The organism is Rhodococcus sp. MT28 (assembly GCF_058792695.1).
Genome location: NZ_JBXAFD010000003.1, coordinates 711,435 through 737,901, shown reverse-complemented (window position 1 = coordinate 737,901; position 26,467 = coordinate 711,435). Strand labels below are relative to the sequence as shown.

Genomic DNA, 26,467 nt, shown 5'->3' with positions numbered 1-26,467 from the left:
GACAACGGTGGTCGCTTTCGCCGAGAAACTCACTACCTACACAACTTCGAATTCGAAATTGCCTAGATCGATCAGCGTTGCTTCGGCATGATCAGGGGAGCGACGACGGCGAGCAGTAGTGCCGGGATCAGGAAGCTCGCGGCAGGCGAAGAGTCGTAAATCGGTGTCAGGGCCAGGGGAGCAAGAGCGGCGCCGCCGAAGCGCATCGCTTGGACGACGGACACGGCGCCGCCACGGTTCGGCCCCGCGGATCCGAGGACCGCCGCGTTGACGCCGACCAGCACGAACTGGCTCGCGACGCCTGCGACAAACCATGCGATCGCGATCACCGGCACCAAGCCGGCAAGGCCGACTACGGAGACCAGAACTGCTCCGCCCAGGGCGCCGATCATCACGGAGGAGCGTGCGCCGATGCGATCGATGAGGATTCCGATGCGCCGGGCCGAGAGGATGCCGGCCACGCCGAAGACGGTGAGCAGTAGGCCGCGGACGGTGGGGGACAGCCCGAACTCGTCTTCGAAGCGGAAGGCGAGCAGGAAGCTCAGTCCACCGAGGGCGCCCCAGCCGAGCAATGCAGCGATACCGATGCGGAGCACTTCGGGGCGTAATGCATCGCGGAGACGGGCGGGAGTGGTCGCTGCCGGTGCTTCGGACTTCGGAAGTCCGACGGCTCCCAGAATGCCCGCGACCACTGCGATGACGAGAAAGGCCAGACGCCAGTCGAATTCGGCCGCCAGTCCGCCGATCAACGGAGCCGACGACTGCCCTGCGGCCTGGAAAGCGCCGAAGGCTCCGAGGGCTCGACCCAGCCGTGCCTGCGGTGTTGCGGCCGCCAACGAGGCAAGCAGTAGCGGCGTGGTGAATGCGTTCGCGGAGCCCTGCAGTACCCGGGCGGCAAGGAAGATCTCGAGTGTCGGGGCGAGGAAGCATGCCAACGACGCGAGGACGTAGACGCCGTAAGCGATGCGCACCGTCCGAACCTTGCCCCACCGCGTCCCGAGTGTCCCCGACACCAACATCAGAGCGGCGAAGGGGAGCAGGTACGCGGTGAGGGAAGAGGCGGCCGCCGACGGACCGACCCCTAGATCGTCACCGATCTCGGGAAGGATCGAAGCAACCACGCCGCCGCCGAACGGGCCGAGGAACCCGCCGGCGTACAGCGCGATCAGCTGAAGCCGGAGGCGCAGTGGGCGCTGTGTACTTCCGCCTTCTTCTGGAGTGTTCTTGCTCACAGTCCGAAGCTGCCGGGGCCTCGCCGTCTGAGGTAGCGCTCGAATTCCGCGGCGATGGCATCGCCGTCGATCTTGGAGATTGCTTCGCTGATGTCGGTTTCGGCGTCTCCCCGTTCTTCCAGGGTGCGCACGTATTCGCCGATTTCCTCATCGTCCGCGGTCATTTCGTTGACCGCTTCCTCCCAATCCTCCGACTGAGCCGGGAGCTCCCCGAGTGGGACCTCGATGTCGAGAACATCCTCGACTCGTTGAAGGAGGGCCACTGTGGCCTTCGGGTTGGGTGGCTGCGAGATGTAGTGCGGAACCGCCGCCCAGAACGAAATAGCGGGTACACCAGCACGAACGCACTCGTCCTGAAGAACCCCGGTGATGCCCGTCGGGCCTTCGTACCGCGTCTGTTCCAGGTTGAATCGGGCGGCGGATTCACTGCTGTAGGCCGTGCCCGTCACCGGGACCGGTCGGGTGTGCGGAGTATCGGCGAGCAGGGCGCCGAGGATGACGACCGTCTTGACGTTCAGTTGGTCGATCAGCTCGAGCAGATCCTCGCAGAAACTGCGCCACCGCATGTTGGGCTCGATCCCGCGAAGCAGGACGATGTCGCTCTCGCTGCCAGGAGGCGAACAGACCGACAAACGTGTTGCCGGCCAAACGATTTCGCGAGTGACACCGTCGACCTGCCGGACCGTGGGGCGGTTGACCTGATAGTCGTAGTAGTCCTCTGAATCGAGTTCGGCGAGCGGCTGGGCATCCCAGATCAGCTCGAGATGTTCGACCGCACCGCTGGCTGCGTCACCGGCGTCGTTCCAGCCCTCGAAAGCTGCAACGAGGATGGGATCACGTAGGACAGGGATGTCGCCCTCGAGGCGGTCGCTGCTGTCGACGGCAAAGCCGTCAGGACTCTCGAAGGCCGCGGAATCATCGAAATCGACCGGGCCGTCGGGAGTGACGGGGAACTCACTTGGACTCACCCACCCAGCCTACGGCCAGAGCTTGTCGGTGCGCCCACTACTCTGGACGGCATGTCTGCCCCATTTAACTCTGCCCTGCTTGATGCGCTGAAACAGCGCGTTGTCATCGGCGACGGAGCGATGGGCACCATGTTGCAGGCCGCGGACCTCACCCTGGACGACTTCCTCGGCCTCGAGGGGTGCAATGAGATCCTCAACGACACCCGTCCCGACGTGCTCAAAGACATCCACCGTGCGTACTTCGCCGCTGGTGCCGATGCCGTCGAGACCAACACCTTCGGTTGCAACCTGCCCAACCTCGCCGACTACGACATCTCTCACCGGATCCGCGAACTCGCGGAAAAAGGCACTGCTCTCGCCCGTGAAGTAGCGGACGAGATGGGACCAGGCCGCGACGGCATGGCCCGATTCGTACTCGGCTCGATGGGACCGGGAACCAAGCTCCCCAGCCTGGGACACGCACCGTACGCAGTCCTGCGTGACGCGTACACCGAAGCTGCGCTCGGCATGATCGACGGTGGCGCCGACGCCATCCTCGTCGAAACCTGCCAGGACCTGCTTCAGGTGAAAGCTGCAATCCTCGGCAGCCAGCGTGCGATGGAGCAACTCGGACTGCGGTTGCCGATCATCACTCACGTGACGGTCGAGACAACCGGAACGATGCTCCTCGGCAGTGAGATCGGTGCGGCGCTGACGGCACTCGAGCCACTCGGTATCGACATGATCGGTCTGAACTGCGCTACCGGGCCGGCCGAGATGAGTGAACATCTCCGTCATCTGTCCAAGTACTCCACGCTGCCGGTGTCGGTCATGCCCAATGCCGGCCTGCCGCAGCTCGGTCCCAAGGGCGCCGAGTATCCGCTGACTGCCGACGAATTGGCCGAAGCCCTCAGTGGTTTCGTCTCCGAGTTCGGACTCGGCCTCGTCGGTGGCTGCTGCGGTACGACGCCCGAGCACATCAGCGCGGTCGCCGACGCGGTCCGTCAGGTCGAGAAGGCCCAGCGCACGCCGATCCACGAGCCGAGCACCTCTTCGCTGTACTCGGCGGTGCCGTTCGAGCAGGACGCCAGCATCCTGATGATCGGCGAACGCACGAACTCCAACGGCTCCAAGGCTTTCCGCGAGGCGATGCTCTCCGCGGACTACCAGAAGTGCCTGGACATCGCCAAGGACCAGACCCGCGACGGCGCACACATGCTCGACCTCAACGTCGACTACGTGGGCCGCGACGGTGCCGCCGACATGTCGGAACTTGCCAGCCGCCTGGCGACGTCCTCGACGCTGCCGATCATGCTCGACTCCACCGAGCCTGCCGTGCTGCAGGCCGGCCTCGAGCACCTCGGTGGCCGCTGCGCCGTCAACTCCGTCAACTACGAAGACGGCGCCGGCCCCGAATCGCGTTTCCACAAGATCATGACTCTGGTCAAGGAGCACGGCGCGGCGGTCGTCGCCCTGACCATCGACGAAGAGGGCCAGGCTCGCACCGCCGAGACGAAGGTCGCCATCGCCAAGCGTCTGATCGAGGACATCAAGGGAAACTGGGGACTCGCCGAGTCCGACATCATCGTCGACGCCTTGACCTTCCCCATCTCGACCGGTCAGGAAGAGGTACGACGCGACGGCATCGAGACCATCGAAGCGATCCGTCAGCTCAAGGCTGCGTACCCGGAACTGCACTTCACCCTGGGTATCTCGAACATCTCGTTCGGTTTGAACCCGGCAGCTCGTCAGGTCCTCAACTCGGTGTTCCTGCACGAGTGCACCGAGGCAGGTCTGGACACGGCGATTGTTCACGCGTCCAAGATTCTGCCGATGGCCCGAATTCCGGACGAGCAGCGTGAAACTGCACTCGACCTCGTCTACGACCGTCGTAGCGAGGGGTACGACCCGCTGCAGAAGCTGATGGCTCTGTTCGAGGGCGTTTCGGCAGCGTCGGCGCGTGAGTCTCGTGCGCAGGAACTGGCGGGACTTCCGTTGTTCGACCGGCTCGAACGCCGCATCGTCGACGGGGAGCGCAACGGCCTCGACGACGACCTCACCGAGGCGATGACGATCAAGCCTCCGCTGGCCATCATCAACGAGACCTTGCTCTCGGGCATGAAGACCGTCGGCGAGCTGTTCGGCTCCGGACAGATGCAGTTGCCGTTCGTGTTGCAGTCGGCCGAGGTCATGAAGGCTGCCGTGGCATTCCTCGAACCGCACATGGAAGCGAGCGACGAGGACGGCAAGGGTCGCATCGTGATCGCGACCGTCAAGGGCGACGTTCACGACATCGGCAAGAACCTGGTCGACATCATCTTGAGCAACAACGGCTACGAGGTCGTCAACATCGGTATCAAGCAGCCGATCGCGACCATCCTCGACGTCGCATTGGACAAGAAAGCCGACGTGATCGGCATGTCCGGACTGCTCGTGAAGTCCACTGTCGTGATGAAGGAAAACCTCCAGGAACTCAACGCACGCGGAGTCGCCGAGAAGTTCCCGGTTCTGCTCGGTGGTGCGGCGCTCACGCGCTCCTACGTCGAGAACGACCTGCAGGAGGTGTACGAGGGCGACGTCAGCTATGCCCGCGACGCCTTCGAGGGTCTGAACTTGATGGACCAGATCATGACGACCAAGCGTGGTGGCGGCCCGGCGCCGGACAGCCCGGAGGCCATCGCTGCTCGCGAGAAGGCTGCCGAGCGTAAGGCACGTCACGAGCGTTCCAAGCGCATCGCCGAAAAGCGTAAGGCTGCAGCGGTTCCCGTGGTCCTGCCGGAGCGTTCCGATGTCGCAACCGACATCGCGGTGCCGACACCTCCCTTCTGGGGCTCGCGCATCGTCAAGGGAATCTCGCTGTCCGAGTACTCGGGGCTGCTCGACGAGCGCGCTCTTTTCCTCGGCCAGTGGGGCCTTCGCGGTCAGCGCAAGGGCGACGGTCCGACGTACGAGGAACTGGTCGAGTCGGAAGGCCGTCCGCGACTTCGGTACTGGCTCGATCGGCTGACGTCCGAGGGCATCCTCGCGCATGCCGCGGTCGTGTACGGGTACTTCCCGGCGATCTCGGAGGGCGACGACGTCATCGTGCTCACCGAGCCGAAACCGGATGCACCCGAAAGGTTCCGGTTCACCTACCCGCGCCAGCACCGCGACCGCTTCCTGTGCATCGCGGACTTCGTTCGCTCGCGCAAGGACGCCGAGGCCACCGGGCAGGTCGACGTACTCCCGTTCCAGTTGGTGACGATGGGTCAGCCGATCGCGGACTTCGCCAACGAGTTGTTCGCGTCGAACTCGTACCGCGATTACCTCGAGGTTCACGGAATCGGTGTCCAGCTCACGGAGTCTCTGGCCGAGTACTGGCATCGACGCGTCCGTGAAGAGCTAGTGCTTCCCGAGGGTCACACCGTCGCGGAGCAGGATCCCACCGAGGTTGCCGGCTACTTCGATCTCGAGTACCGCGGCGCTCGTTATTCGTTCGGATACGGCGCGTGCCCGGATCTCGAGGATCGAGCCAAGTTGGTTGCGTTGCTCGAACCCGAACGAATCGGCGTCGAATTGTCCGAGGAACTGCAGCTGCATCCTGAGCAGTCCACGGACGCTTTTGTCCTGCACCACCCGGAAGCAAAGTATTTCAATGTCTGAGTTGTTGACCGAAGTATCCGAATCAACGCTCGGTGGTGTCCTGTGGGACATGGACGGCACCCTGCTCGATTCGGAGAAGCTGTGGGACATCGCGCTTCGTGAGCTGTCCCTACGCCTGGGCGGACCGATGACGGAAGCGACACGCGTTGCCGTCATCGGTGCGTCGAGTCCCTTCGCCCTTGCGACGGTGTTCGACGCGCTCGGCCTGGAGAAGCATCCCGATGCCATCGCCGAGGCGAAGGACTGGATGTACACCCGCGTCGGCGATCTGTTCGAGGACGGCGTGACCTGGCGGCCAGGTGCTCGCGACGCACTGTCGACCGTGCGTGACGGTGGTCTGCGTTCTGCACTGGTCACCAACACCGAGCGAGTTCTGGTCGATCGGGCACTCGGCATGCTCGGCCGTGAGTTCTTCGACCATTCGGTGTGTGGCGACGAGGTCCCCAACGGGAAACCGGCAGCGGATCCGTACCTGCGCGGCGCGCATCTGCTCGGACTCGAGCCTGCGCAGTGCCTCGCGATCGAGGACTCGCCGACCGGCACGGCGTCGGCCAGCGCTGCGGGTTGCGCGGTGCTCGTCGTTCCGTGTGAGGTCGACGTCCCCGCCGGCCCTGGACGCGTGTTTCGAGAGTCCCTGTTGGACTTGTCCATTCACGATCTTCACGACGTTCACTCGAGCGCGGCACGTTAGGCTGGATTTGCTGTGGCTATTCCGAAAATTGTTCTCTTCTACCAGTTCACGCCGTTGGCGGACCCGGAAGCGATCAAGCTGTGGCAGCACAGCCTGGCCGAGTCCAACAACCTGACGGGCCGGATCATCGTCTCGCCGCACGGGATCAACGCGACGGTCGGCGGAGACATCGAGGATGTCAAGCGATATGTCCGTGGTACGCGTGGTTACGAACCCTTCCGTACCGCTGACATCAAGTGGTCGGACGGCCTCGGGAACGATTTCCCTCGTCTGAGTGTCAAGGCACGCTCGGAGATCGTGACGTTCGGTGCCCCCGACGAGCTGAAAGTCGACGAGAACGGTGTGGTCGGCGGAGGAGTTCACCTGGTGCCCAAGGAACTACACGAACTCGTCGACACTCGCGGTGACGACGTCGTGTTCTTCGACGGGCGCAATGCCTTCGAAGCCGAGATCGGCCGTTTCCGAGATGCGATAGTTCCGGACGTCGCCACCACTCGGGATTTCGTCAACGAACTCGACAGTGGCAAATACGACCATCTCAAGGGCAAAGCCGTGGTCACGTACTGCACCGGCGGAGTGCGCTGTGAGGTGTTGTCTTCGCTGATGCGCTCACGTGGCTTCGACGAGGTCTATCAGTTGGACGGCGGAATCGTCCGTTACGGCGAGACTTTCGGCGACCGCGGCCTCTGGGACGGTTCCCTGTACGTGTTCGACAAGCGGATGAACATCGAGTTCTCATCCGAAGCCAAGACACTCGGCGTGTGTGTCGATTGTGGTACTCCGACCCCGCGGTACCGCAACCGGATCGACGGCGACGGCCGAACCCTCGAATTGCTCTGCGAGAGTTGTTCACCAGACCTCGAGCAGGACTGAGCTGTGCCCAAGGCTCCGTTGCCGATCCGAAACGGTCTCGGACCTGACCGGCTGCGGATGCCGGCGGAGTCGTCGGCGCGGACCGTCCTCGAGCACCTGGTCGGCGAGCATCCCGGGGAGCGGGACCTGTGGGCGGACCTCGTCAGCGCCGGGGACGTCGTCGACGAGCACGGGCGGGAGATCACGAGCCGAACGCCCTATCAGCCGACCCGGTTCGTGTACTTCTACCGCGAGCCGGCCCCCGAGATTCCGGTTCCGCACGAGATCGAGATCTTGTACCGCGACGACTCGATTCTCGTGATCGACAAACCGCACTTCCTGGCGACCATTCCACGGGGAGCGCACATCGTCGAAAGCGCAGTCGTGCGCTTGCGTCGTGACCTGGACCTTCCGGATCTTGCGCCAGTTCACCGCCTCGACCGGATGACGGCGGGTGTCATCGTGTTCACCGTGACACCGGACCTACGACGGCCGTACCAGGAACTTTTTGCCGAGCAGCGGATCGTCAAGGAGTACGAGGCGATTGCGGGCTTCGATCCGGAACTGACTTTCCCTCGCACGGTGCGCAGCCGCATCAACAAAGTTCACGGCGAGATGACGGCTACCGAAATCGCGGGCGAGCCGAACAGTGAGACCTCGATCGAACTGATCGAGGTGATCACCGACTCGGCCGGCCGGACGCTCGGGCGATACAGGTTGCTCCCACGGACCGGCCGGACCCATCAGCTTCGGCTGCACCTCAACTCGCTGGGCGTCCCGATCGTCGGTGACAATTACTATCCGGAGTATCTGCCCGCAGTGCCCGGTGACTTCTCGACTCCGTTGCGATTGTTGGCGCGAGCGTTGGAGTACCCGGATCCGATCACCGGGCAGACCCGCAGGTTCGTGAGTTCGCGCAGCCTCGACGCAGGCCTGTGAACACCGCTGTTCGTGGGCGTGTGAAAACCGCTTCCGTCCTCGTGAAAGAATAGCTACCCGTGAAGACCTTCGAATCCTTGTTCGCCGAATTGACCGAGCGCGCTGCTACTCGCCCCGAGGGGTCCGGCACTGTCGCCGCCCTCGACGCCGGTGTGCATGCTCAGGGCAAAAAGGTCATCGAGGAAGCCGGTGAAGTGTGGATCGCTGCGGAATATCAGAGCGATGAGCAGCTAGCCGAGGAAATTTCCCAGCTGCTGTACTGGACGCAGGTGTTGATGGTCGGTCGCGGACTGACCCTCGAGGACGTGTACCGACATCTGTGATCGGAGCTGACCAGCGAGATGTACTCCGTCTCGCTCGTCCAGGGCTTCCGATTCATGTCGTCTCACGTCACCCACACCTTCCGAAAGGACATCCACCATGCTGCGCGTAGCAGTTCCCAACAAAGGCTCACTGTCCGAGTCCGCCGCCGAGATTCTCAGCGAGGCCGGCTACCGTCGACGCACCGATTCCCGTGATCTGACAGTCCTCGATCCGGCCAATCAGGTCGAGTTCTTCTTCTTGCGCCCCAAGGACATTGCGATCTACGTCGGCTCCGGTGAGCTGGATCTCGGCATCACCGGTCGTGATCTCGCCGGCGACTCGGGTGCTCCCGTATCCGAGCGTCTGTCACTGGGCTTCGGCCGTTCGTCGTTCCGTTACGCAGCACCGGCCGGCAAGGACTGGGCCGTCGAGGATCTGTCCGGCCTGCGCATTGCAACGTCGTACCCGAACCTGGTCCGTAAGGACCTCACAGATCGCGGACTCGACGCCACCGTCATCCGTCTCGACGGAGCAGTGGAAATCTCGATTCAGCTCGGCGTCGCCGACGCGATCGCCGACGTGGTCGGATCGGGTCGTACTCTCCGCCAACACAACCTCGTGGCTTTCGGTGAATCGCTCTGCGATTCCGAAGGTGTCCTGATCGAGCGCACCGGCGCTCCGCAGGACGATCCCGCACGCAACCAGCTCATCGAACGCGTACGCGGAATTGTCTTCGCACAGCAGAATCTGATGATCGACTACGACTGCCCGCGCACCATCCTCGACGACGCCATCAAGATGACACCCGGTATGGAATCGCCGACCCTCTCACCGTTGGCTGATCCCGACTGGGTCGCGGTTCGCGCGATGGTCCCGATCAAGGGACACAACCAGGTGATGGATGCCTTGGCCGAACTCGGTGCCAAGGCCATCCTCGCGTCGAACATCCGCTCGGTACGCGCTTTCTGATCACTGCCTGAATAGATTTACGCGCATTCGCGCCCGTTCCTGGAAATCAGGAACGGGCGCGAATCTGCAAAGTCTGGGCGATACGGCCCACGGCACCCTGCTCGTCGTAGAGCACGCCCGCACACATGCCGACGCCGTCCGGACCCGTTGTGGTTTCGGCGGCGACACCGACCCACTCTCCCTCGGGCACACGGAAGATATGCACCGTGAGATCTGTGTTGAGAAACGTCCAGTGCTCCGGGTCGAGCTTGGCGCCGACCCCGTTTGAGATGTCGGCCACCGCGAACAAACGCTCGAGAGCAGACATCTTCTCACCCTCGACCAGCTCTGGCTTGGGGCGCGCCCATACCTTGCCGGTTCCCACGCACCCGATCGGAGCAATCCAGGACCAGTCGAGGGTCTTGAGATAGCCGACGCTCCACAGACCCTCGAGAACGCCCGGGGTGCCGCTGTCGCGGGGTTCGAGCGGGGGATCGACTACGTGGACGACGTCGCCGGTATCCACCGTCTCCATCCGCCACGCCGTACCGCGCGCAACCGCGCGTGCAGATCCGTCGGCGGTGGTTGCCCACAGTTCGGCGACGATCAATTCGATTCGGCGACCGGGTCGTTCGATCCAGGACCGGACTTCGAGGTCGGCAATCGGAATCGGTCCGAGAATCTCGACGACGACGCGCGTCAGACGGGTTTCGTCGCGCGCACCGCACCGCTCGAGGGCTCGTACCAACAGCGCCGACGGGGGAGCGCCGTGCTGCAGTGTCGGGCCCCAGATGCTGACAGTTGCCTGCGTGCTCGCGAACCGCTCGTGCCCTTCCTCCGTCGTTCCGAGGTAGCGGTAGTACGAACTGTCCGTCATGTTATGAATTCTCCTTTGCGGCAACAGGTTCGGTGCTCAGCAGGTCCGGCCAACCTGGATACGGCGGAGGTGTTCCGCCGAACGAGGGGCACAGTGACTTGTGATCGCACCAGTCGCACAGTTTGCCAGGCTTGGGTCTGAAGTCTCCGGTCGCACCTGCTGCGAGGATCGCTTTCCAGATGGCGGAGAGGGTTCGCTCGAATCGGATGAGCTCGTCGTGATCCGGGGCGTACGTGAGAATCGAGCCGGAGGCCAGATAGATCAGGCGCAGTTGTGCGGGAACGATTCCGCGAGTGCGCAGCAGTACGAGCGCGTAGAACTTCATCTGGAAGAGCGCCTTGGATTCGGTGAACTCGCGAGGCGCTTTTCCGGTCTTGTAGTCGACCACCCGCACCTCACCCGTCGGTGCAACGTCTATCCGGTCGACGAAGCCGCGGAGTCGAACGCCGTTCTCCAATTCGGTCTCGACGTAGACCTCGCACGCCTCGGCATCGAATCGAGTGGGATCTTCGAGCGTGTAGTACGTCGCGACGAGCTTGCCGACTTCGTCGAGGAACGAATCCAGCTCGCCCTCCGGAACAAGGTCAGCGGCCTCGGGAGACTCGGCACTGACACGTTCCCACGCGGGACGGACGAGTTCGGCTGCGCGATCGGGAACCCGGTGACCGGTCGGGAGTGCAAACAGTGCTTCCAGTGCCGCGTGTACGACGGTGCCTCTGACCTGGGCTCTGGTTGGCGTTTCCGGAATTCTGTCGACTGCTCGGAAGCGATAGAGCAGGGGGCATTGTTTGTAGTCACCCGCCCGAGACGGAGAGAGCGCCGGCCGACTACGCGGGCGCTCGTGTGATGTTGAACCCGTTGGAGTGGGGGTTGGCAATTCGACAGAGCTCACACCTGGCAGGCTATGCGGTTGGTCCGACAACTCCGTCGGAGCCGGTGGCGAGGACACCGGAAACAAGCGAACAGGGATCATCTGCGCATGGCGAACGAGCTGCAACCAGAAGAAGGCACGACCGAAGTGGATGAGGTTGTGCAGCCCGCTGTCGCCGAGATTCCCGAACAAGAGCTTCCAGAAGCTGATCTCACTGCGCCGGGCAAGCGGCCGTCAGGTCCGTTCCGCGTCGGCGACCGAGTACAGCTGACCGACGGCAAGGGACGCCACTACACGATCGTTCTCGAGGCGAACCGCGAATACCACACCCACAAGGGCGGAATCGTTCACAACGATCTGATCGGTGCCGACGAGGGCAGCGTCGTCAAGTCGGTCAACGGCACGCCCTATCTCGCACTGCGCCCCCTGCTGGTGGACTACGTGCTGTCCATGCCGCGCGGTGCCCAGGTCATCTACCCGAAGGACGCAGCTCAGATCGTCCACGAAGGCGACGTGTTCCCAGGAGCACGCGTGCTCGAGGCCGGAGCCGGCTCCGGCGCACTGACATGTTCGCTGCTGCGTGCCGTCGGACCCGAGGGCAAGGTCATCTCCTACGAGGTCCGCGACGATCATGCCGAACATGCGGTTCGCAACGTCGAGACCTTCTTCGGGGAACGTCCGCCGAACTGGGAACTGACCATCGCCGATCTCGCGGAGTTCGATCCGGAAGCGCACGGAGGCAAGGTCGATCGCGTCGTCCTCGACATGCTGGCCCCGTGGGACGTCCTGCCCGCCGTCTCGAAGGCACTCGTGCCGGGCGGCGTGTTGATCGTCTACGTCGCGACCGTTACTCAGCTCTCGAAGGTCGTCGAGGCGATGCGGGAGCAGGAATGCTGGACCGAGCCCCGCTCGTGGGAATCGATCGTGCGCGGTTGGCACGTCGTCGGATTGGCGGTGCGCCCCGAACATCGGATGCAAGGCCACACCGCGTTCCTCGTGAGCGCTCGTCGTCTCGCCGAAGGAACTGTCACCCCGAAGCCGCAGCGGCGTGCGGGCAAGGGCTCGAACACCGCGGCCAAGTAGTCACACGAAAACAGCAAGAGCGGCGATCCGGTATCCGGATCGCCGCTCTTGTCGTAGCTGGAAGTTATGCGGTGCAGGACGCGCGGCCCATTTCCAGGAGCACGCAAGCCGAGGTGTCGGACAGCTTCCAGGAGCCGTCTTCGAGCTCCCAGGTCCACGGGGTGGCCGGGGCGGCGCCGTGCGGGCTGACGACGGCGACGTCTGCAGTTGCGGTCTGACCGTCGACCTTGACGTTGTCCACGTTGAACGTGATCGCGTAGGCCGGGTTACCGCCCAGTGCAGCGCTCATCGTCTCGATGTTGGCCTGACGCTTGGTTCCGTCGACCACCAGAGCGGTCTTCTCCTCGATCGGCTTGGCCGGATCGATCAGAGCGACGAGCGAAGCGTTGAGCTCCTCGGCCGTCGGAGCCGCTGCGGCAGCGGCAGCTGACGTCGTGGCGGAAGCCGAGGCCTTGGCCGTGGTGCTCGAGGCGGCGGCGGAAGTAGAACTTGCAGCCGTCGAATCCTTGTTGTCGTCCGAGCTGCATGCACCCATGGTCAGGACGGCAGCGACAGCACAAGCGCTGATGAGAGTCTTGCGGATGATCACAGCGTTACCTTTCGTTGTAAAGAGAGACAGGCGCTGTCTCCATCTTGTAGGCAAGGCTAACATGACCAAATTCTGGCTCGAGACCAGTCGGCACGGTCCGCGCGCAGGTGTGAATTCGCACTCGCGCACCGTGTCTGGCGACAGTTGGGGCCTTATGCCGGTAGCGTTGATGGATCGCACTGGGAGGAGACGCACATGAGCTCGACAGAGAACCCGGATTCGGTTGCGGCAGCAGAAGAACTCCACGCGCTACGAGTGGAAGCACAAGTACTGCGCCGACAACTTGCACAATCGCCGGAGCAGGTGCGTGAGCTGGAGTCGAAGGTGGACTCGTTGTCCATCCGAAACAGCAAGTTGATGGACACCCTCAAAGAGGCCCGTCAGCAGCTCATCGCGCTTCGTGAAGAAGTCGACAGACTCGGTCAACCGCCGAGCGGTTACGGAGTCCTTCTCTCGGTACACGAGGACAAGACCGTCGACGTGTTCACGTCGGGTCGCAAGATGCGGTTGACGTGCTCACCGAACATCGACACGGACACCCTCGCCCTCGGGCAGACGGTTCGCCTCAACGAGGCACTCACCATCGTCGAGGCCGGCACCTACGAGCAGGTCGGTGAGATCAGCACGCTCCGTGAGGTACTCGACGACGGACTGCGCGCACTGGTGGTCGGTCATGCCGACGAAGAGCGCATCGTCTGGCTCGCAGCGCCGTTGGCAGCCGTCTTCGCCGACCCCGAAGCCGACATCATCGCGTACGACGCCGATTCTCCGACCAGGAAACTGCGTCCGGGCGACTCGTTGCTCGTCGACACCAAGGCCGGGTACGCCTTCGAGCGCATCCCGAAGGCCGAGGTCGAAGATCTGGTTCTCGAAGAAGTTCCGGACGTTCACTACGACGACATCGGTGGTCTCGGGCGTCAGATCGAACAGATCCGTGATGCCGTCGAACTCCCGTTCCTCCACAAGGATCTGTTCCACGAGTACTCACTGAGGCCGCCGAAGGGTGTACTGCTCTACGGTCCGCCTGGTTGCGGCAAGACGCTCATCGCCAAGGCCGTCGCCAACTCGTTGGCCAAGAAGATCGCCGAAGCCCGCGGTCAGGACAGCAAGGACGCCAAGTCCTACTTCCTGAACATCAAGGGCCCGGAACTTCTGAACAAGTTCGTCGGCGAAACCGAGCGTCACATCCGGATGATCTTCCAGCGTGCTCGTGAGAAGGCGTCCGAGGGCACTCCGGTGATCGTCTTCTTCGACGAGATGGACTCGATCTTCCGTACCCGTGGTTCGGGAGTCTCTTCCGACGTGGAGACAACGGTCGTTCCGCAGCTGCTCAGCGAGATCGACGGTGTGGAAGGGCTCGAGAACGTCATCGTCATCGGCGCTTCCAACCGTGAGGACATGATCGACCCGGCCATCCTGCGTCCGGGCCGACTGGACGTGAAGATCAAGATCGAGCGCCCCGACGCGGAATCCGCTCAGGACATCTTCTCGAAGTACCTGGTGGACGGTCTGCCGATCAATGCAGACGACCTGGCAGAGTTCGGTGGAGATCGCACTGCCTGCTTGAAGGCGATGATCGTTCGCGTCGTCGATCGCATGTACGCGGAGAGCGAAGAGAATCGTTTCCTCGAGGTCACGTACGCCAACGGCGACAAGGAAGTTCTGTTCTTCAAGGACTTCAACTCGGGGGCGATGATCCAGAACATCGTCGACCGCGCCAAGAAGTACGCGATCAAGTCTGTGCTCGACACCGGTGCTCCGGGCTTGCGTGTGCAGCACCTCTTCGATTCCATCGTCGACGAGTTCGCCGAGAACGAGGATCTGCCCAACACCACCAATCCTGATGACTGGGCACGTATTTCGGGCAAGAAGGGGGAGCGGATCGTCTACATCCGCACTCTCGTCACGGGCAAGAACGCCAGTGCAAGCCGCGCGATCGACACGGAGTCGAACACGGGCCAGTACCTGTAGCGAAACGAACATCGATCGGGCCGGCCACTCCGCGAGAGTTGTCGGCCCGATCTCTGCGTCGCTGCCGTTGACTTCGTTGCGATTGGACCGGTCGGTCGCGCTGGTTTAGAGTCCCGCCGTGCAGATACATCTTCGACACAATCCGTCGTCCACAGTCGCTCGCTGCTACCTCGCGCCCGGCGAACCGCTGCGCGTGGAGAGCGGTGCGATGCTCGCGCATTCCGCCGGCGTAGTTCTCGAAGCGAAGGCGCAGGGCGGCGTCCTGCAGGGACTCAAGCGGTCGATGCTGAGCGGCGAATCATTTTTCGTCACGACGTATACCGCTCCGCCGCAAGGTGGTTGGGTCGACGTGACTGGTGTGCTTCCCGGAGATCTGATCCCGCTGACCATCACCTCTGATCGCCCGTTCTTCCTCAACCGTGGAACCTGGTTGGCCAACTCCTACGGTGTGACGGTCGAGTCCAAGTGGGGCGGCATGTCCAACCTCTTCGGCGGTGAGGGCGGCTTCGGCCTGCGGGCAAGTGGCGACGGTGAAGTAGTGCTGGCCGTCTACGGCGCGATCGACGTCATCGACTTGCAGCCAGGCGAGACAGTCACGATCGATACCGGTCACGTGGTCGCCTACGACCTCGGCATGAATTTCAACATGCGGCGCGCCGTTCAGGGGCGCACCATTCAGTCGATGAAGTCCGGTGAAGGATTTGTCTTCGACTTCACCGGACCCGGTCGCGTTCTCGCGCAGACCCGCAACCCCAGCGCGTTCGCTGCTTGGCTCTCGGCGATCACCCCGGGCTGATCACAGGTCCCACCAGTGTTCAGTCCCAGCGGTGTTCAGCTCCAGCAATAGTCGGCCAGCAGCGCGCGTGAGTCCGGAACGAACGGCCACGACGGGTCCTGCAGGTGGGCGCCGAGTTCTTTCGGCGTCCACCACCAACCTTCGGCGATCTCGCTGGGCTGATGTGCCATCGGCCCGTCGTATCTGAGTTCGAACGCAAACAGGTGACAGCGCAACGGAGAGTTGTTCCACTCGCCGTCCCAGGATTTTCGAGCGATCTCCGTCAGTTGGAGTGGCTGGTCTGCCGTTCCGAAGATTCCGAGTTCTTCACCGACTTCACGGATCGCAGTTTCCTGCGGCGTCTCACCTGGATCGACGACACCTCCGGCAAGACAGTCGTGATAGCCCCCGAACACCGCTTTCGTGTCGGTTCGGCGATGGACGTAGATGCGGGAGCCGTCCCCGGTACGAACCAGGACGCCCGCACTCGCGTGCCAGAGCCCACCCGAGTAGACGACCGAACGTGGTGCTCGGCCGATCGGATTACCCGTCCGGTCGTACACGGCGACTACCTCGTCCGCGGGATTCAGGTCTGCGGTGAGAGGTTGGTGCATTCCTCCAACTGTGCCACGCCTGTGGGTGCCGCGCCGCAATCACATAGGCTCTTGTGTCATGCAGCGGATCATCGGTGTCGAGGTCGAATACGGAATATCTTCACCCAGTGAGCCGTCGGCGAATCCGATTCTCACTTCAACCCAGGCGGTGCTTGCTTACGCCGCCGCAGCGGGCGTGCCACGGGCCAAGCGCACACGCTGGGATTACGAGGTCGAATCTCCGCTGCGAGATGCCCGAGGCTTCGATCTGGGGCGAATGAGCGGTCCCGCGCCGGTGATCGACGCGGACGAGATCGGCGCCGCGAACATGATTCTCACCAACGGGGCACGGTTGTACGTCGATCACGCCCATCCGGAGTATTCGGCGCCCGAGGTCGCCGACCCGCTCGACGCCGTGATCTGGGACAAGGCCGGCGAACGCGTCATGGAAGCGGCTGCGCGGCACGCATCCAGCGTGCCGGGTGCGCCTCGGCTCCAGCTGTACAAGAACAACGTCGACGGCAAGGGTGCCTCGTACGGCACGCACGAGAACTACCTCTGCTCACGTGAGACCCCGTTCGCCTCGATCGTGACCGGATTGACGCCGTTTTTCGCGTCCCGGCAGGTGATCTGCGGTTCCGGTCGTGTGGGTCTCGGTCAGTCCGGCGACGAGGCCGGATTCCAGCTTTCGCAGCGATCCGACTACATCGAGGTCGAAGTAGGCCTCGAGACCACTCTCAAGCGCGGAATCATCAACACCCGCGACGAACCGCACGCGGATGCAGACAAGTATCGCCGCCTGCACGTCATCATCGGTGACGCGAACCTCGCGGAGATGTCGACGTACCTCAAGGTGGGAACAACGGCGCTGGTACTCGACCTGATCGAGGCAGGTGTCGACCTCACCGATCTGCAACTGGCGCGTCCGGTCACCGCCGTCCACCACATCAGTCACGACCCCACTCTGCGCAAGACCGTTGCGCTGGCCGACGGACGTGAACTGACAGGGCTTGCGCTGCAACGCATTTACCTCGAACGTGTCTCGAAGTTCCTCGACCGTGAGACCGATCGTGATCCGCGAGCGGACGATATCGTCGCCAAGTGGGCGATGGTTCTCGATCTCCTCGAGCGTGATCCCATGGAGTGCGCGAACATCCTCGACTGGCCGGCCAAACTGCGTCTGCTCGAAGGGTTCCGCAATCGTGAGGGACTCGCGTGGTCGGCGCCGCGATTGCATCTGGTGGATCTGCAGTACTCCGACGTCCGACTCGACAAGGGCCTGTACAACCGCCTGGTTGCTCGCGGCTCCATGGAGCGGCTTGTCACCGAACAGCAGGTTCTCGACGCGGTCACGAACCCTCCCACCGACACTCGCGCATACTTCCGGGGCGAGTGCCTACGCCGATTCGGGGCCGATATCGCGGCCGCGAGCTGGGATTCGGTCATCTTCGATCTCGGCGGTGAATCGTTGATCCGTATCCCCACCCTCGAGCCGCTTCGAGGTACCAAAGCGCACGTCGGAGCGTTGCTCGACTCCGTGGACAGCGCCGCGGAACTGGTTGATCAGCTCACTCACTGAAATCAGCCGATGCGGCTCGCCGTCGCGTCTCTCCACACCTGACGGTGCCGCTCGGTAGGGTGAAGGTCCGAGCGGGATCAGTTACCGACTCTGCTGGGCCGAACAGGATGCTCGCGAGAGCTCCCTTCACACAAGGAGGTCGACGGCGATGGCTCAAGAACAGACGCAGCGTGCCGGTGGCGGCGAAGACGACGAAACCACTGGTGGCGACGGCAGTGCCGGCCAGGAACGTCGCGAGAAGCTCGCTGCAGAAACCGACGACCTGCTCGACGAGATCGACGACGTGTTGGAAGAGAACGCCGAGGACTTCGTCCGTGCCTACGTCCAGAAGGGCGGCCAGTGACGGTGGATCGCGCGCCCCGGATCACAGACGGGGACACACGGTTGAGCTTCGGCTCGAATCTGTCGTCATTCTCGGAATACCTTCGGGTGCATGCACCGGAGCATCTTCCGCAGAACCGCTTCGCCGACACAGGAGGTGTTGTCATGGGCGGGGGAGACGTAGCTCCGCACGGCACCACCATCGTCGCGATCAGCTATGCGGGTGGTGTTCTGCTCGCGGGTGATCGCCGAGCGACGATGGGCAATCTCATCGCCAGCCGTGACGTGCAGAAGGTGTACGTCACGGACGACTACTCGGCTGCGGGTATTGCCGGTACGGCCGGGATCGCAATCGAACTGGTCCGGCTCTTCGCGGTCGAGCTCGAACATTACGAGAAGATCGAAGGCGTCCCACTCACGTTCGACGGCAAGGCCAATCGACTTTCGTCGATGGTTCGAGGAAATCTCGGAGCAGCGATGCAAGGTTTGGCGGTTGTGCCACTGCTCGTGGGTTACGACCTGGACGCGGTCGATCCGTCCACCGCCGGTCGCATCGTCTCCTACGACGTCGTCGGTGGGCGATACGAGGAGCGCGCGGGCTATCACGCAGTCGGATCCGGCTCCCTGTTCGCGAAATCGGCGCTCAAGAAGCTGTATTCACCGGGAATCGACGAGGACACCGCGCTTCGGTTCGCCGTCGAGGCGCTCTACGACGCGGCAGATGACGATTCGGCTACCGGTGGTCCTGATCTGACACGAGGGATCTATCCGACGGCGGTCACCATCACCTCGGCCGGCGCTGTGGAGTTGTCGCCCAGCAGGGCTGCCGAGATCGCCCGGGAGATCGTCGCGGCTCGCACGGCGACCGCGAGTCCGGAAGGGGAGTCTGCGCTATGACGATGCCGTACTACGCATCCGCCGAGCAGATCATGCGCGATCGTTCGGAATTGGCGCGCAAGGGAATTGCCCGCGGGCGCAGCGTCGTCGTTCTCACCTACCGCGACGGAGTGCTCTTTGTCGCCGAGAACCCGTCGCGTGCTCTGCACAAGGTCAGCGAACTGTACGACCGTCTCGGATTCGCGGCAGTGGGCAAGTACAACGAGTTCGAGAATCTGCGCCGCGCGGGCATCGTCCACGCAGACATGCGTGGGTACTCGTACGACCGTCGGGACGTCACCGGGCGTTCTCTCGCCAATGCGTACGCACAAACCCTGGGAACGATCTTCACCGAGCAGCCCAAGCCGTACGAGGTCGAGATCTGTGTTGCCGAGATCGGTCGCTTCGGAAGCAGTACGCCGGCTCAGCTCTACCGGATCACGTACGACGGATCCATCGCGGACGAGCAGGAATTCGTGGTCATGGGCGGCACGACCGAACCGATCGTGACGGCGATGCGCGAGTCGTACCAGCGAGACCTCGACCTCGAATCCGCAGTGCGGATTGCAGTCGGGGCGCTCCAAAAGGGCGGCCCGGCACCGGCCGGAACCACTGAGGCGGAACCACGAACTCTCGATGTGAGTGCACTCGAGGTTGCCGTACTCGACAGCAATCGTCCACGCCGTGCGTTCAAACGGATCGCTGGAACGGTTTTGGAAGAGATGCTTCCAGCTCCGGCAGCAGTCGAGGATGCGCCGCCGGCAAACGGCGACGCACCCTCGTAGATACTCCGTAGGTCTGGGAGTTACTGCAGGTCTGGAGTTACTGAGTGACTCGGTAGACGGCCACCGCGCCCGGTTCGGTGTCGAAATCGAACCGGCGCGCGTCTGCCACCACTTCACCGTCGGTGGCGATGGCTACCGGTGAATCGGCGACTCGAACCGACATCGACGAGACGAGTTCGCGAACGTAGACCCGCGAGCTGCCCAATGTTCCTGTGGCAGCCGCAAACAGCAGACGTGAGCGCGAGAATTTCTTGTCCGCGCGCAGATAGCGGACGTCGAGTAGTCCACGGTTCATCTCCGGACGCGACATCGGCACCTGATCGGCGGGGGAGTATCGCCCGTTTCCGACGAACAGCATCCAGATTGTGGTCCGCTTCCCGTCGATGGTCACCGTCATCGGCTCCGCCGCTGCGAGAACCCGGATCATCGCGGCTCCTGCGGCCGGCCACTTACCGAATCGTGGTTCCCATTTTTCCCTCAGGCGCACAGCATCCGGGTATCCACCGAGGCTGGCTGTGTTGAGAAACCGTGCAGTCACTCCGGAATCCGTGCGCACCACCGCGTGGTCGACGAATGCCGCCTGACCGGACTCGACTGCCTGTGCGGTCTCCTCGACATTCACCGCCCCGACGTCGCGGGCGAAATGGTTCAATGTTCCGCCGGGAAAAACCGCAAGTGGTAGCTCGTGCTTTGTCGCCGCGGTCGCGACCGTGACCACTGTTCCGTCGCCGCCGCATACACCCAACGCTTTCGGCGAGAGCTCGGGGATCTTGGCATCGATCTGCATGTCGAAGTCGATGTCCGCGTCGAACTCGTAGACGATCGCTTCCGGTAGTAGTTCTCGAATCGATTCCACGATCCCGTCGTCCTCGGAGCCTGAACCAGGATTGGTGAAGACCAACAAGCCTTCTCCGCGCGGGAGCGCGGGAACCACGCACTCGGGTCCGAGTTCGGCGGGCTCTTCGTCCCGCACCGCCCACCAACGACGCGTGCCGGCAGCGATAGCACCGCCGACCGCGAGGCCTGCGAAGACGTCGGACGGCCAGTGGACTCCGTTGTGAACGCGTGAGTACGCCACTGCTGCGGCCAGTGGTGCGAGAGCAGCTCCAGCAACCGGGGACTCCATGGCCACTGCCGCGGTGAATGCCGCGGCCGAAGACGAATGTCCGGAGGGGAACGAGGACGACGTCGGAATGTCGACGCCTCGCTTCGGGCTCAGCCAGACGCGTGCCGGTGGGCGTCGGCGGGGAAAGAGGGGCTTGAGTATGCCGTTGGCCAGCGCGCTGGAACCGGCCAGTGCGAGCAGCCCGCGTGCTGCTGCCCTACGGGGCCGCCCGCCGATCATCGCGAGCAAGGCGGCGACAACCATCCACAAAACGCCGTGATCGGCGGCTCTGGAGAGAAACCGCATGGTCGGGTCGAGCACGGAAGGGCGCAGTGCTCCAGTGCTTTCCATGACTTTGACGTCGCTTCGGACAACTTTTCGGCGAATAAGGCTCACACCGTCACACTATGCTGCCGCCCGACGTTGTCGAGTCGTGACTTACGACGCGATCGAAGTACACGGGTGAACCTCGCATTCTGGTTGTACTGTCGAAGTGTGCAGAGACGAATCATGGGTATCGAGACGGAATTCGGCGTTACCTGCACCTTTCACGGGCACAGGAGACTGAGCCCCGACGAGGTTGCTCGTTACCTCTTCCGTCGTGTCGTGTCGTGGGGTCGCAGCTCCAACGTCTTCCTCCGTAACGGAGCTCGCTTGTACCTGGATGTGGGTTCGCACCCGGAGTACGCGACGGCCGAGTGCGACAGCCTCATCCAGCTGGTCAATCACGACCGTGCCGGTGAGCGTGTGCTCGAAGAACTGCTGATCGACGCCGAGGCGAGACTCGCCGAGGAGGGTATTGGTGGCGACATCTATCTCTTCAAGAACAACACCGACTCGGCCGGAAACTCGTACGGCTGCCACGAGAACTTTCTCGTCGCGCGCGCCGGTGAGTTCTCCCGCATTTCGGATGTCTTGTTGCCGTTCCTCGTCACGCGCCAGTTGATCTGCGGCGCCGGAAAGGTACTGCAGACTCCGAAGGCCGCGACGTTCTGCCTCTCGCAGCGCGCGGAACACATCTGGGAGGGCGTCTCGTCGGCTACCACTCGCTCGCGTCCGATCATCAACACCCGCGACGAACCGCATGCGGACGCCGAGAAGTACCGCCGCCTGCACGTGATCGTCGGCGATTCGAACATGGCCGAAACGACGACGATGCTCAAGGTCGGTTCTGCCGCACTGGTGCTCGAGATGATCGAAGCCGGGGTGTCGTTCCGCGATTTCGCGCTGGACAACCCGATTCGTGCCATCCGCGAGGTCAGTCACGACGTGACCGGTAAAAAGCCGGTTCGCCTTGCTGGTGGACGTCAGGCCAGTGCTCTCGATATTCAGCGCGAGTACCACGCCAAGGCGGTCGAACATCTTCGTAACCGCGAACCGGACCCGCAGGTGGAGCAGGTTGTCGATCTCTGGGGTCGCACCCTCGACGCCGTCGAAGCTCAGGATTTTGCGAAGGTCGACACGGAGATCGACTGGGTCATCAAGCGCAAGCTGTTCCAGCGCTACCAGGACCGTCACGGTTTCGATCTGTCCGATCCCAAGATCGCGCAGCTCGACTTGGCTTACCACGACATCAAACGCGGCCGGGGCGTCTTCGACGTTCTCCAGCGCAAGGGCTTGGTCAAGCGGGTCACCGAGGACGAGACGATCGACGACGCCGTCGAGAATCCGCCGCAGACCACGCGCGCCAAATTGCGGGGCGACTTCATCACCGCAGCCCAGGCAGCAGGCCGGGACTTCACAGTCGACTGGGTTCACCTCAAGCTCAACGATCAGGCGCAGAGAACGGTGCTGTGCAAGGACCCGTTCCGCTCCGTCGACGAGCGTGTCGAGCGTTTGATCGCTTCGATGTAGGTCACTCAATTTCGAGATGTACAAGACGGCAGGTCTGTTTTGCGGCGACGCGCCGGGCACGAAAGTGTCCGGCGCGCGTTCGGTTATCGGATAGCCACTAGGATTTCGGCGTGGCGACATCAAAAATCGAGCGGTTGATGAACCTGGTGATCGCGTTGCTGTCCACCAGACAGTTCCTCACGGCGGAGAAAATCCGTGACAGTGTGGCCGGGTACAACGATTCCGCGAACTACGAAGCGTTCAGTCGCATGTTCGAGCGCGACAAGAACGAACTTCGTGACCTGGGTGTCCCGTTGGAAACCGGTCTGGCAGGACGGTTCTCGACCGTCGAGGGGTATCGGATCAATCGCAATGCCTACGAGCTTCCGGACGTGGACCTCACCAGCGAGGAATCTGCTGCAGTCGCCGTCGCGGTGCAGTTGTGGGAGTCGCCGGAACTGATTTCGGCAGCCCAGAGTGCACTACTCAAACTCCGAGCGGCCGGCGTCCAGGTCGACTCAGAAGTCAGTGCCGCCCCGGTCACCGCGATTCCCGCGCGCACCCGCGGTTCGGAGCCCGCGCTCGGCAAGCTTCTTGCAGCGGTCGACGCCGGCCGAGCAGTTCATTTTCAGCACCGCGGCGCATTGAACGAACCGTTCACCGAGCGCACCGTCGAACCGTGGGGCGTCGTCACGCACAACGGCAAGTGGTACCTGGTCGGGCACGACGTCGACCGTGATGCGGTGAGGACCTTCCGGCTCTCACGGATCGGTGACGACGTCAGGGAGTTCGGCCCGGCCGGTTCGGTTCACAAACCTGAAGGTGTCGACCTTCGCGAGGTCGTCGATCGCGTGACCGGTTCGGGCGTCGTGACCGGGACGGCTACGGTGTGGGTCGCAGACGGCCGCGCCCATGAGCTTCGGCGGCTTGCGACGTCGTCGTCCGAACGGCGGTTGACCGATCGCGACGGCAGCGTGCTGGCCATCCCCGTCCGATCCTGGGAATGGACCGCTCGGTTGATCGCCGGTCACGGGTTGGACGCATTGGTGCTGGACCCACCGGATTTGCGTGCTGAGGTCGTCGCGAAGCTGCGCGCCGCCGCGGCGAGCCCGATCACCGGCAATGGACAGGGGGACCACTGATGAGCAATCGACTGTCGTCGCGGTTGGCACGGCTGCTCAACCTCGTGCCGTACTTCATCGCAAATCCTGGCATCAGTCCCGCCGAGGCCGCCGAGGAGCTCGGTGTCAGCACCACTCAACTGATGACCGACCTCAATCAACTGTGGGTGTGCGGACTGCCCGGTTACGGTCCCGGTGATCTCATCGACCTGTCCTTCTCCGAGGAAAGTATCGAGGTCACGTTCTCGGCCGGGATCGATCGCCCGTTGCGCCTCACCTCGACGGAGGCGACGGCGTTGCTGATCGCCCTGCGGTCCTTGGTGGAAATGCCCGGCATGGTCGATCCGTCCTCGGCGCAGCGTGCCATCGCGAAGATCGAGGACGCAGCAGGCTCGGCCGCGGCACGAGCCATCGGTCAGGACCGGGACACATCGCCGGCGCCGGACATCGCCGAAGACCCGATAGCAGCGACGGTCAGAGCCGCGCTCGCAGACAAGACCGCCCTGCGATTGACGTATTACTCCGCCTCGCGCGACGCGGTCTCCGAGCGCATCGTCGACCCCGTTCGTATCGTGTTGGTCGACAACTACAGCTACCTCCAGGCGTGGTGCCGTCAAGCCGAGGGAGTGCGGTTGTTCAGATTCGATCGGATCGACGCCGCCGTCCAACTCGACGAGCCCGCCGACCCGCCGCCGCAGGCCCTCGAGGAGGATTCGAATCTCGAATTGTTCAGCGGCGACGGTTCCCTTCCGGAAGCGCGGTTGTTCATCACCAAAGAGTGGGTGTGGATGCTCGACTACTACCCGTTGGACGTCGAGCACGTGAACGACGACGGGTCGGTCGAGGCGACGATGAGTTTCGGAACACTTGAATGGATGGCAAGGCTGGTGTTGGGATTCGGTGAGGGCGTTCGGGTCCTTCATCCGCCGGAACTGGTCTCCGAAGTCCATGATCGAGCCGTTGCGGCGCTCGACGCCTATGACGTAATCGGTTCGTAAAACTTCGGGAAACTTCACGTTCAGTGAGTTCGCAGGAAACAAACAGGTAAAAGGTAGCTGAAGTAAGTGCTTTGGCACCTCCGAGCGCCGGTTGTGTCCGGTAGCATCGAGGAATCTGATCATGGGAGGTCGTTATGGGTGCAATGCAGCCGATGCATTGGCTGATTGTCGCTGTTGTCGTCGTAATTCTGTTCGGGTCGAAGAAGCTTCCCGATGCAGCACGCGGTCTGGGTCGTTCCCTCCGCATCTTCAAGAGCGAAGTCAAGGAAATGCAGAACGACGATGCGGCGCCCGCAAGCGCGCCGGTCGCACAGCCTGCTCCGGCACAGTTGCCGACGGCCAACACCGCGGTGGTCGCAAACGGTGCAGCAGCACCTGTTGCGCAGCCGACCGAAGTCAAGCCGCTCTAGTACACACTGCGTTCTAGCCGGGGTGAAATATTCGTTCACCCCGGTTGTCTGCTGACCAAGACCAGGATGCACAGTGCGTATTCCGTTAGACCCGCGTAACCGCAAGCGGAAGGTCAACCCAGACGGCACCATGTCGTTGGTCGACCACCTGTACGAATTGCGGACTCGTTTGTTGTTCGCATTCCTCGGCGTGATCATCACCACGGCGTTCGGCTTCTTCTGGTATTCACACTCGATACTCGGTCTCGAAAGTCTGGGCGATCTGCTTCGCGGACCGTACTGCGAGCTTCCGTCCGAGAGTCGCGCCAACCTCAGCACCGACGACGCGTGCCGATTGCTGGCGACCGGGCCGTTCGAGCAGTTCATGCTGCGATTCAAAGTGGCGCTCACCGCCGGCATCGTTCTTGCCTGCCCGGTGTGGCTTTACCAATTGTGGGCATTCATCACCCCGGGCCTCTACGCCAAAGAGCGTCGCTACGCGGTCGGATTCGTCACCGCAGGTGCCGCTCTCTTCATTCTCGGCGCAATCCTGGCGTACCTCGTCGTGGCGAAGGCTTTGCACTTCCTCCTGACCATCGGTGACAACGTCCAGATCACCGCGCTCAGTGGTTCGGAGTACTTCGGCTTCATCATCAATCTGCTGCTCATCTTCGGCGTCAGCTTCGAAATTCCACTGCTCGTCGTCGTGTTGAACTTTGCCGGCATTCTGACGTACGAGCGTTTGAAGGCCTGGCGTCGAGGATTGATCTTCGGGCTCTTCGTATTCGCTGCAGTTGCCACGCCAGGGTCGGATCCGTTCTCGATGTTGGCGCTCGCGCTGGCTCTGACGCTTCTCTTCGAGGTCGCGGTCCAGATCGCTCGCCTCAACGACAAACGTAAGGCCAAGCGAGCCGGTGAAGACTGGGGCGCACTGTCCGACGAGGAAGCTTCCTCCATCTCGGCTCCGTCCGATCTGAACGAGGCTTTCGACAATCCGACCAAACCCAAGGCCGAATCGAGTGGATTGTTCGGACGTAAGTCCAAGTCCAAGGCTCCGGTCGCGGAGAAATCCGACACCGCCGGCGACAACGCGCCCGGCCAGGATTTCACTGACACTCTCTGAGCGCCGTGCCACCACGTCGGCGGC

General features: G+C 62.9%; 25 protein-coding genes. 18 read left to right on the top strand and 7 right to left on the bottom strand.

What is annotated here, in order from left to right:
• Positions 1 to 71: 71 nt before the first annotated feature.
• Positions 72 to 1,232 carry an MFS transporter gene (locus AC1Q6C_RS16020; RefSeq protein WP_050655280.1) on the bottom strand — a complete coding sequence of 387 codons (1,161 nt, stop codon included), beginning with the start codon at positions 1,230 to 1,232 and terminating at the stop codon, positions 72 to 74.
• Positions 1,229 to 2,083, bottom strand: a complete 855-nt coding sequence (locus tag AC1Q6C_RS16015) for a PAC2 family protein (RefSeq protein ID WP_492666711.1) — start codon at positions 2,081 to 2,083, stop codon at positions 1,229 to 1,231. Before AC1Q6C_RS16015 ends, AC1Q6C_RS16020 begins: the two co-directional genes overlap by 4 nt.
• Before the next feature lie 168 nt (positions 2,084 to 2,251).
• Between AC1Q6C_RS16015 and metH the strand changes: the two genes are divergently transcribed.
• The 6 genes from metH (at position 2,252) to hisG (ending at position 9,575) form a co-directional block, all read left to right on the top strand.
• Positions 2,252 to 5,821, top strand: a complete 3,570-nt coding sequence (gene metH / locus AC1Q6C_RS16010) for a methionine synthase (RefSeq protein WP_047270513.1) — start codon at positions 2,252 to 2,254, stop codon at positions 5,819 to 5,821.
• On the top strand, positions 5,814 to 6,512 hold the full coding sequence (locus AC1Q6C_RS16005) for an HAD family hydrolase (protein ID WP_007729900.1): 699 nt from the start codon (positions 5,814 to 5,816) through the stop codon (positions 6,510 to 6,512). The genes metH and AC1Q6C_RS16005 overlap by 8 nt, the downstream gene beginning before the upstream one ends.
• Positions 6,513 to 6,524: 12 nt before the next feature.
• The gene (trhO, locus tag AC1Q6C_RS16000; protein ID WP_042450983.1) at positions 6,525 to 7,385 is read left to right on the top strand and encodes an oxygen-dependent tRNA uridine(34) hydroxylase TrhO; all 861 of its coding nucleotides are present in this window, start codon (positions 6,525 to 6,527) and stop codon (positions 7,383 to 7,385) included.
• 57 nt (positions 7,386 to 7,442) lie between these two features.
• On the top strand, positions 7,443 to 8,303 hold the full coding sequence (locus AC1Q6C_RS15995) for a pseudouridine synthase (RefSeq protein WP_256932261.1): 861 nt from the start codon (positions 7,443 to 7,445) through the stop codon (positions 8,301 to 8,303).
• A 59-nt stretch (positions 8,304 to 8,362) separates the two neighbouring features.
• Positions 8,363 to 8,626, top strand: a complete 264-nt coding sequence (locus tag AC1Q6C_RS15990) for a phosphoribosyl-ATP diphosphatase (RefSeq protein WP_003944933.1) — start codon at positions 8,363 to 8,365, stop codon at positions 8,624 to 8,626.
• A 97-nt stretch (positions 8,627 to 8,723) separates the two neighbouring features.
• Positions 8,724 to 9,575, top strand: a complete 852-nt coding sequence (hisG, locus tag AC1Q6C_RS15985; RefSeq protein WP_003944905.1) for an ATP phosphoribosyltransferase — start codon at positions 8,724 to 8,726, stop codon at positions 9,573 to 9,575.
• A 46-nt stretch (positions 9,576 to 9,621) separates the two neighbouring features.
• Here the strand turns inward: hisG and AC1Q6C_RS15980 are convergent, their stop codons facing one another.
• Both AC1Q6C_RS15980 and AC1Q6C_RS15975 read right to left on the bottom strand, forming a co-directional pair.
• Positions 9,622 to 10,431, bottom strand: coding sequence for a thioesterase family protein (locus AC1Q6C_RS15980; RefSeq protein WP_003944950.1), 810 nt, complete (start codon positions 10,429 to 10,431; stop codon positions 9,622 to 9,624).
• A 1-nt stretch (position 10,432) separates the two neighbouring features.
• Positions 10,433 to 11,323 (bottom strand): RecB family exonuclease, encoded by an 891-nt coding sequence (locus AC1Q6C_RS15975; RefSeq protein WP_492666700.1) that lies wholly within the window; start codon positions 11,321 to 11,323, stop codon positions 10,433 to 10,435.
• 138 nt (positions 11,324 to 11,461) lie between these two features.
• Between AC1Q6C_RS15975 and AC1Q6C_RS15970 the strand changes: the two genes are divergently transcribed.
• Positions 11,462 to 12,385 carry a tRNA (adenine-N1)-methyltransferase gene (locus AC1Q6C_RS15970; RefSeq protein WP_064688456.1) on the top strand — a complete coding sequence of 308 codons (924 nt, stop codon included), beginning with the start codon at positions 11,462 to 11,464 and terminating at the stop codon, positions 12,383 to 12,385.
• 64 nt (positions 12,386 to 12,449) lie between these two features.
• Here AC1Q6C_RS15970 and AC1Q6C_RS15965 read toward each other — a convergent pair whose 3' ends face one another.
• Positions 12,450 to 12,974 carry a WKL family lipoprotein gene (locus AC1Q6C_RS15965; RefSeq protein ID WP_003944789.1) on the bottom strand — a complete coding sequence of 175 codons (525 nt, stop codon included), beginning with the start codon at positions 12,972 to 12,974 and terminating at the stop codon, positions 12,450 to 12,452.
• Between the two features lie 195 nt (positions 12,975 to 13,169).
• Here AC1Q6C_RS15965 and arc point away from each other — a divergent pair, with 195 nt between their 5' ends.
• Both arc and AC1Q6C_RS15955 read left to right on the top strand, forming a co-directional pair.
• Positions 13,170 to 14,945 (top strand): proteasome ATPase, encoded by a 1,776-nt coding sequence (gene arc / locus AC1Q6C_RS15960; protein ID WP_003944870.1) that lies wholly within the window; start codon positions 13,170 to 13,172, stop codon positions 14,943 to 14,945.
• Between the two features lie 118 nt (positions 14,946 to 15,063).
• Complete coding sequence (locus AC1Q6C_RS15955; RefSeq protein WP_003944961.1) at positions 15,064 to 15,741, top strand: TIGR00266 family protein; 678 nt, start codon at positions 15,064 to 15,066, stop codon at positions 15,739 to 15,741.
• 35 nt (positions 15,742 to 15,776) lie between these two features.
• Here AC1Q6C_RS15955 and AC1Q6C_RS15950 read toward each other — a convergent pair whose 3' ends face one another.
• Positions 15,777 to 16,334, bottom strand: coding sequence for an NUDIX hydrolase (locus tag AC1Q6C_RS15950; protein WP_054828098.1), 558 nt, complete (start codon positions 16,332 to 16,334; stop codon positions 15,777 to 15,779).
• A 58-nt stretch (positions 16,335 to 16,392) separates the two neighbouring features.
• Here AC1Q6C_RS15950 and dop point away from each other — a divergent pair, with 58 nt between their 5' ends.
• From dop to prcA, 4 genes are all read left to right on the top strand, one after another.
• The gene (gene dop / locus AC1Q6C_RS15945) at positions 16,393 to 17,892 is read left to right on the top strand and encodes a depupylase/deamidase Dop (RefSeq protein WP_003944852.1); all 1,500 of its coding nucleotides are present in this window, start codon (positions 16,393 to 16,395) and stop codon (positions 17,890 to 17,892) included.
• A gap of 148 nt (positions 17,893 to 18,040) precedes the next feature.
• Complete coding sequence (locus tag AC1Q6C_RS15940) at positions 18,041 to 18,235, top strand: ubiquitin-like protein Pup (RefSeq protein WP_003944925.1); 195 nt, start codon at positions 18,041 to 18,043, stop codon at positions 18,233 to 18,235.
• Complete coding sequence (gene prcB / locus AC1Q6C_RS15935) at positions 18,232 to 19,110, top strand: proteasome subunit beta (protein ID WP_030536341.1); 879 nt, start codon at positions 18,232 to 18,234, stop codon at positions 19,108 to 19,110. The genes AC1Q6C_RS15940 and prcB overlap by 4 nt, the downstream gene beginning before the upstream one ends.
• A complete protein-coding gene (prcA, locus tag AC1Q6C_RS15930) occupies positions 19,107 to 19,874 on the top strand; it encodes a proteasome subunit alpha (protein ID WP_003945006.1) in 768 nt (255 codons plus the stop codon). Before prcB ends, prcA begins: the two co-directional genes overlap by 4 nt.
• A gap of 37 nt (positions 19,875 to 19,911) precedes the next feature.
• Here the strand turns inward: prcA and AC1Q6C_RS15925 are convergent, their stop codons facing one another.
• On the bottom strand, positions 19,912 to 21,330 hold the full coding sequence (locus AC1Q6C_RS15925; protein ID WP_007729871.1) for a bifunctional phosphatase PAP2/diacylglycerol kinase family protein: 1,419 nt from the start codon (positions 21,328 to 21,330) through the stop codon (positions 19,912 to 19,914).
• A gap of 144 nt (positions 21,331 to 21,474) precedes the next feature.
• Between AC1Q6C_RS15925 and pafA the strand changes: the two genes are divergently transcribed.
• The 5 genes from pafA to tatC all read left to right on the top strand — a co-directional run bounded on the left by pafA (position 21,475) and on the right by tatC (position 26,443).
• The gene (gene pafA, locus AC1Q6C_RS15920; protein WP_007729869.1) at positions 21,475 to 22,833 is read left to right on the top strand and encodes a Pup--protein ligase; all 1,359 of its coding nucleotides are present in this window, start codon (positions 21,475 to 21,477) and stop codon (positions 22,831 to 22,833) included.
• 110 nt (positions 22,834 to 22,943) lie between these two features.
• Positions 22,944 to 23,954 (top strand): helix-turn-helix transcriptional regulator, encoded by a 1,011-nt coding sequence (locus tag AC1Q6C_RS15915; protein ID WP_003944939.1) that lies wholly within the window; start codon positions 22,944 to 22,946, stop codon positions 23,952 to 23,954.
• Entirely contained in the window at positions 23,954 to 24,931 is a 978-nt protein-coding gene (locus AC1Q6C_RS15910) for a helix-turn-helix transcriptional regulator (RefSeq protein ID WP_030536343.1), read from the top strand. The genes AC1Q6C_RS15915 and AC1Q6C_RS15910 overlap by 1 nt, the downstream gene beginning before the upstream one ends.
• A gap of 134 nt (positions 24,932 to 25,065) precedes the next feature.
• Positions 25,066 to 25,341 (top strand): Sec-independent protein translocase subunit TatA, encoded by a 276-nt coding sequence (gene tatA, locus AC1Q6C_RS15905; RefSeq protein ID WP_003944836.1) that lies wholly within the window; start codon positions 25,066 to 25,068, stop codon positions 25,339 to 25,341.
• 73 nt (positions 25,342 to 25,414) lie between these two features.
• Positions 25,415 to 26,443, top strand: coding sequence for a twin-arginine translocase subunit TatC (gene tatC, locus AC1Q6C_RS15900; RefSeq protein ID WP_003945030.1), 1,029 nt, complete (start codon positions 25,415 to 25,417; stop codon positions 26,441 to 26,443).
• The last annotated feature ends 24 nt before the right edge of the window (positions 26,444 to 26,467 follow it).

What these genes read in the sequence shown, in the direction of transcription:
- metH (WP_047270513.1), top strand. Translation starts at nt 2,252, where the DNA reads ATGTCTGCCCCATTTAACTCTGCCCTGCTTGATGCGCTGAAACAGCGC.
- AC1Q6C_RS16005 (WP_007729900.1), top strand. Translation starts at nt 5,814, where the DNA reads ATGTCTGAGTTGTTGACCGAAGTATCCGAATCAACGCTCGGTGGTGTC.
- AC1Q6C_RS15995 (WP_256932261.1), top strand. Translation starts at nt 7,443, where the DNA reads ATGCCGGCGGAGTCGTCGGCGCGGACCGTCCTCGAGCACCTGGTCGGC.
- hisG (WP_003944905.1), top strand. Translation starts at nt 8,724, where the DNA reads ATGCTGCGCGTAGCAGTTCCCAACAAAGGCTCACTGTCCGAGTCCGCC.
- AC1Q6C_RS15980 (WP_003944950.1), bottom strand. Translation starts at nt 10,431, where the DNA reads ATGACGGACAGTTCGTACTACCGCTACCTCGGAACGACGGAGGAAGGG.
- arc (WP_003944870.1), top strand. Translation starts at nt 13,170, where the DNA reads ATGAGCTCGACAGAGAACCCGGATTCGGTTGCGGCAGCAGAAGAACTC.
- AC1Q6C_RS15950 (WP_054828098.1), bottom strand. Translation starts at nt 16,334, where the DNA reads ATGCACCAACCTCTCACCGCAGACCTGAATCCCGCGGACGAGGTAGTC.
- dop (WP_003944852.1), top strand. Translation starts at nt 16,393, where the DNA reads ATGCAGCGGATCATCGGTGTCGAGGTCGAATACGGAATATCTTCACCC.
- AC1Q6C_RS15940 (WP_003944925.1), top strand. Translation starts at nt 18,041, where the DNA reads ATGGCTCAAGAACAGACGCAGCGTGCCGGTGGCGGCGAAGACGACGAA.
- prcA (WP_003945006.1), top strand. Translation starts at nt 19,107, where the DNA reads ATGACGATGCCGTACTACGCATCCGCCGAGCAGATCATGCGCGATCGT.
- AC1Q6C_RS15925 (WP_007729871.1), bottom strand. Translation starts at nt 21,330, where the DNA reads ATGGAAAGCACTGGAGCACTGCGCCCTTCCGTGCTCGACCCGACCATG.
- AC1Q6C_RS15910 (WP_030536343.1), top strand. Translation starts at nt 23,954, where the DNA reads ATGAGCAATCGACTGTCGTCGCGGTTGGCACGGCTGCTCAACCTCGTG.
- tatA (WP_003944836.1), top strand. Translation starts at nt 25,066, where the DNA reads ATGGGTGCAATGCAGCCGATGCATTGGCTGATTGTCGCTGTTGTCGTC.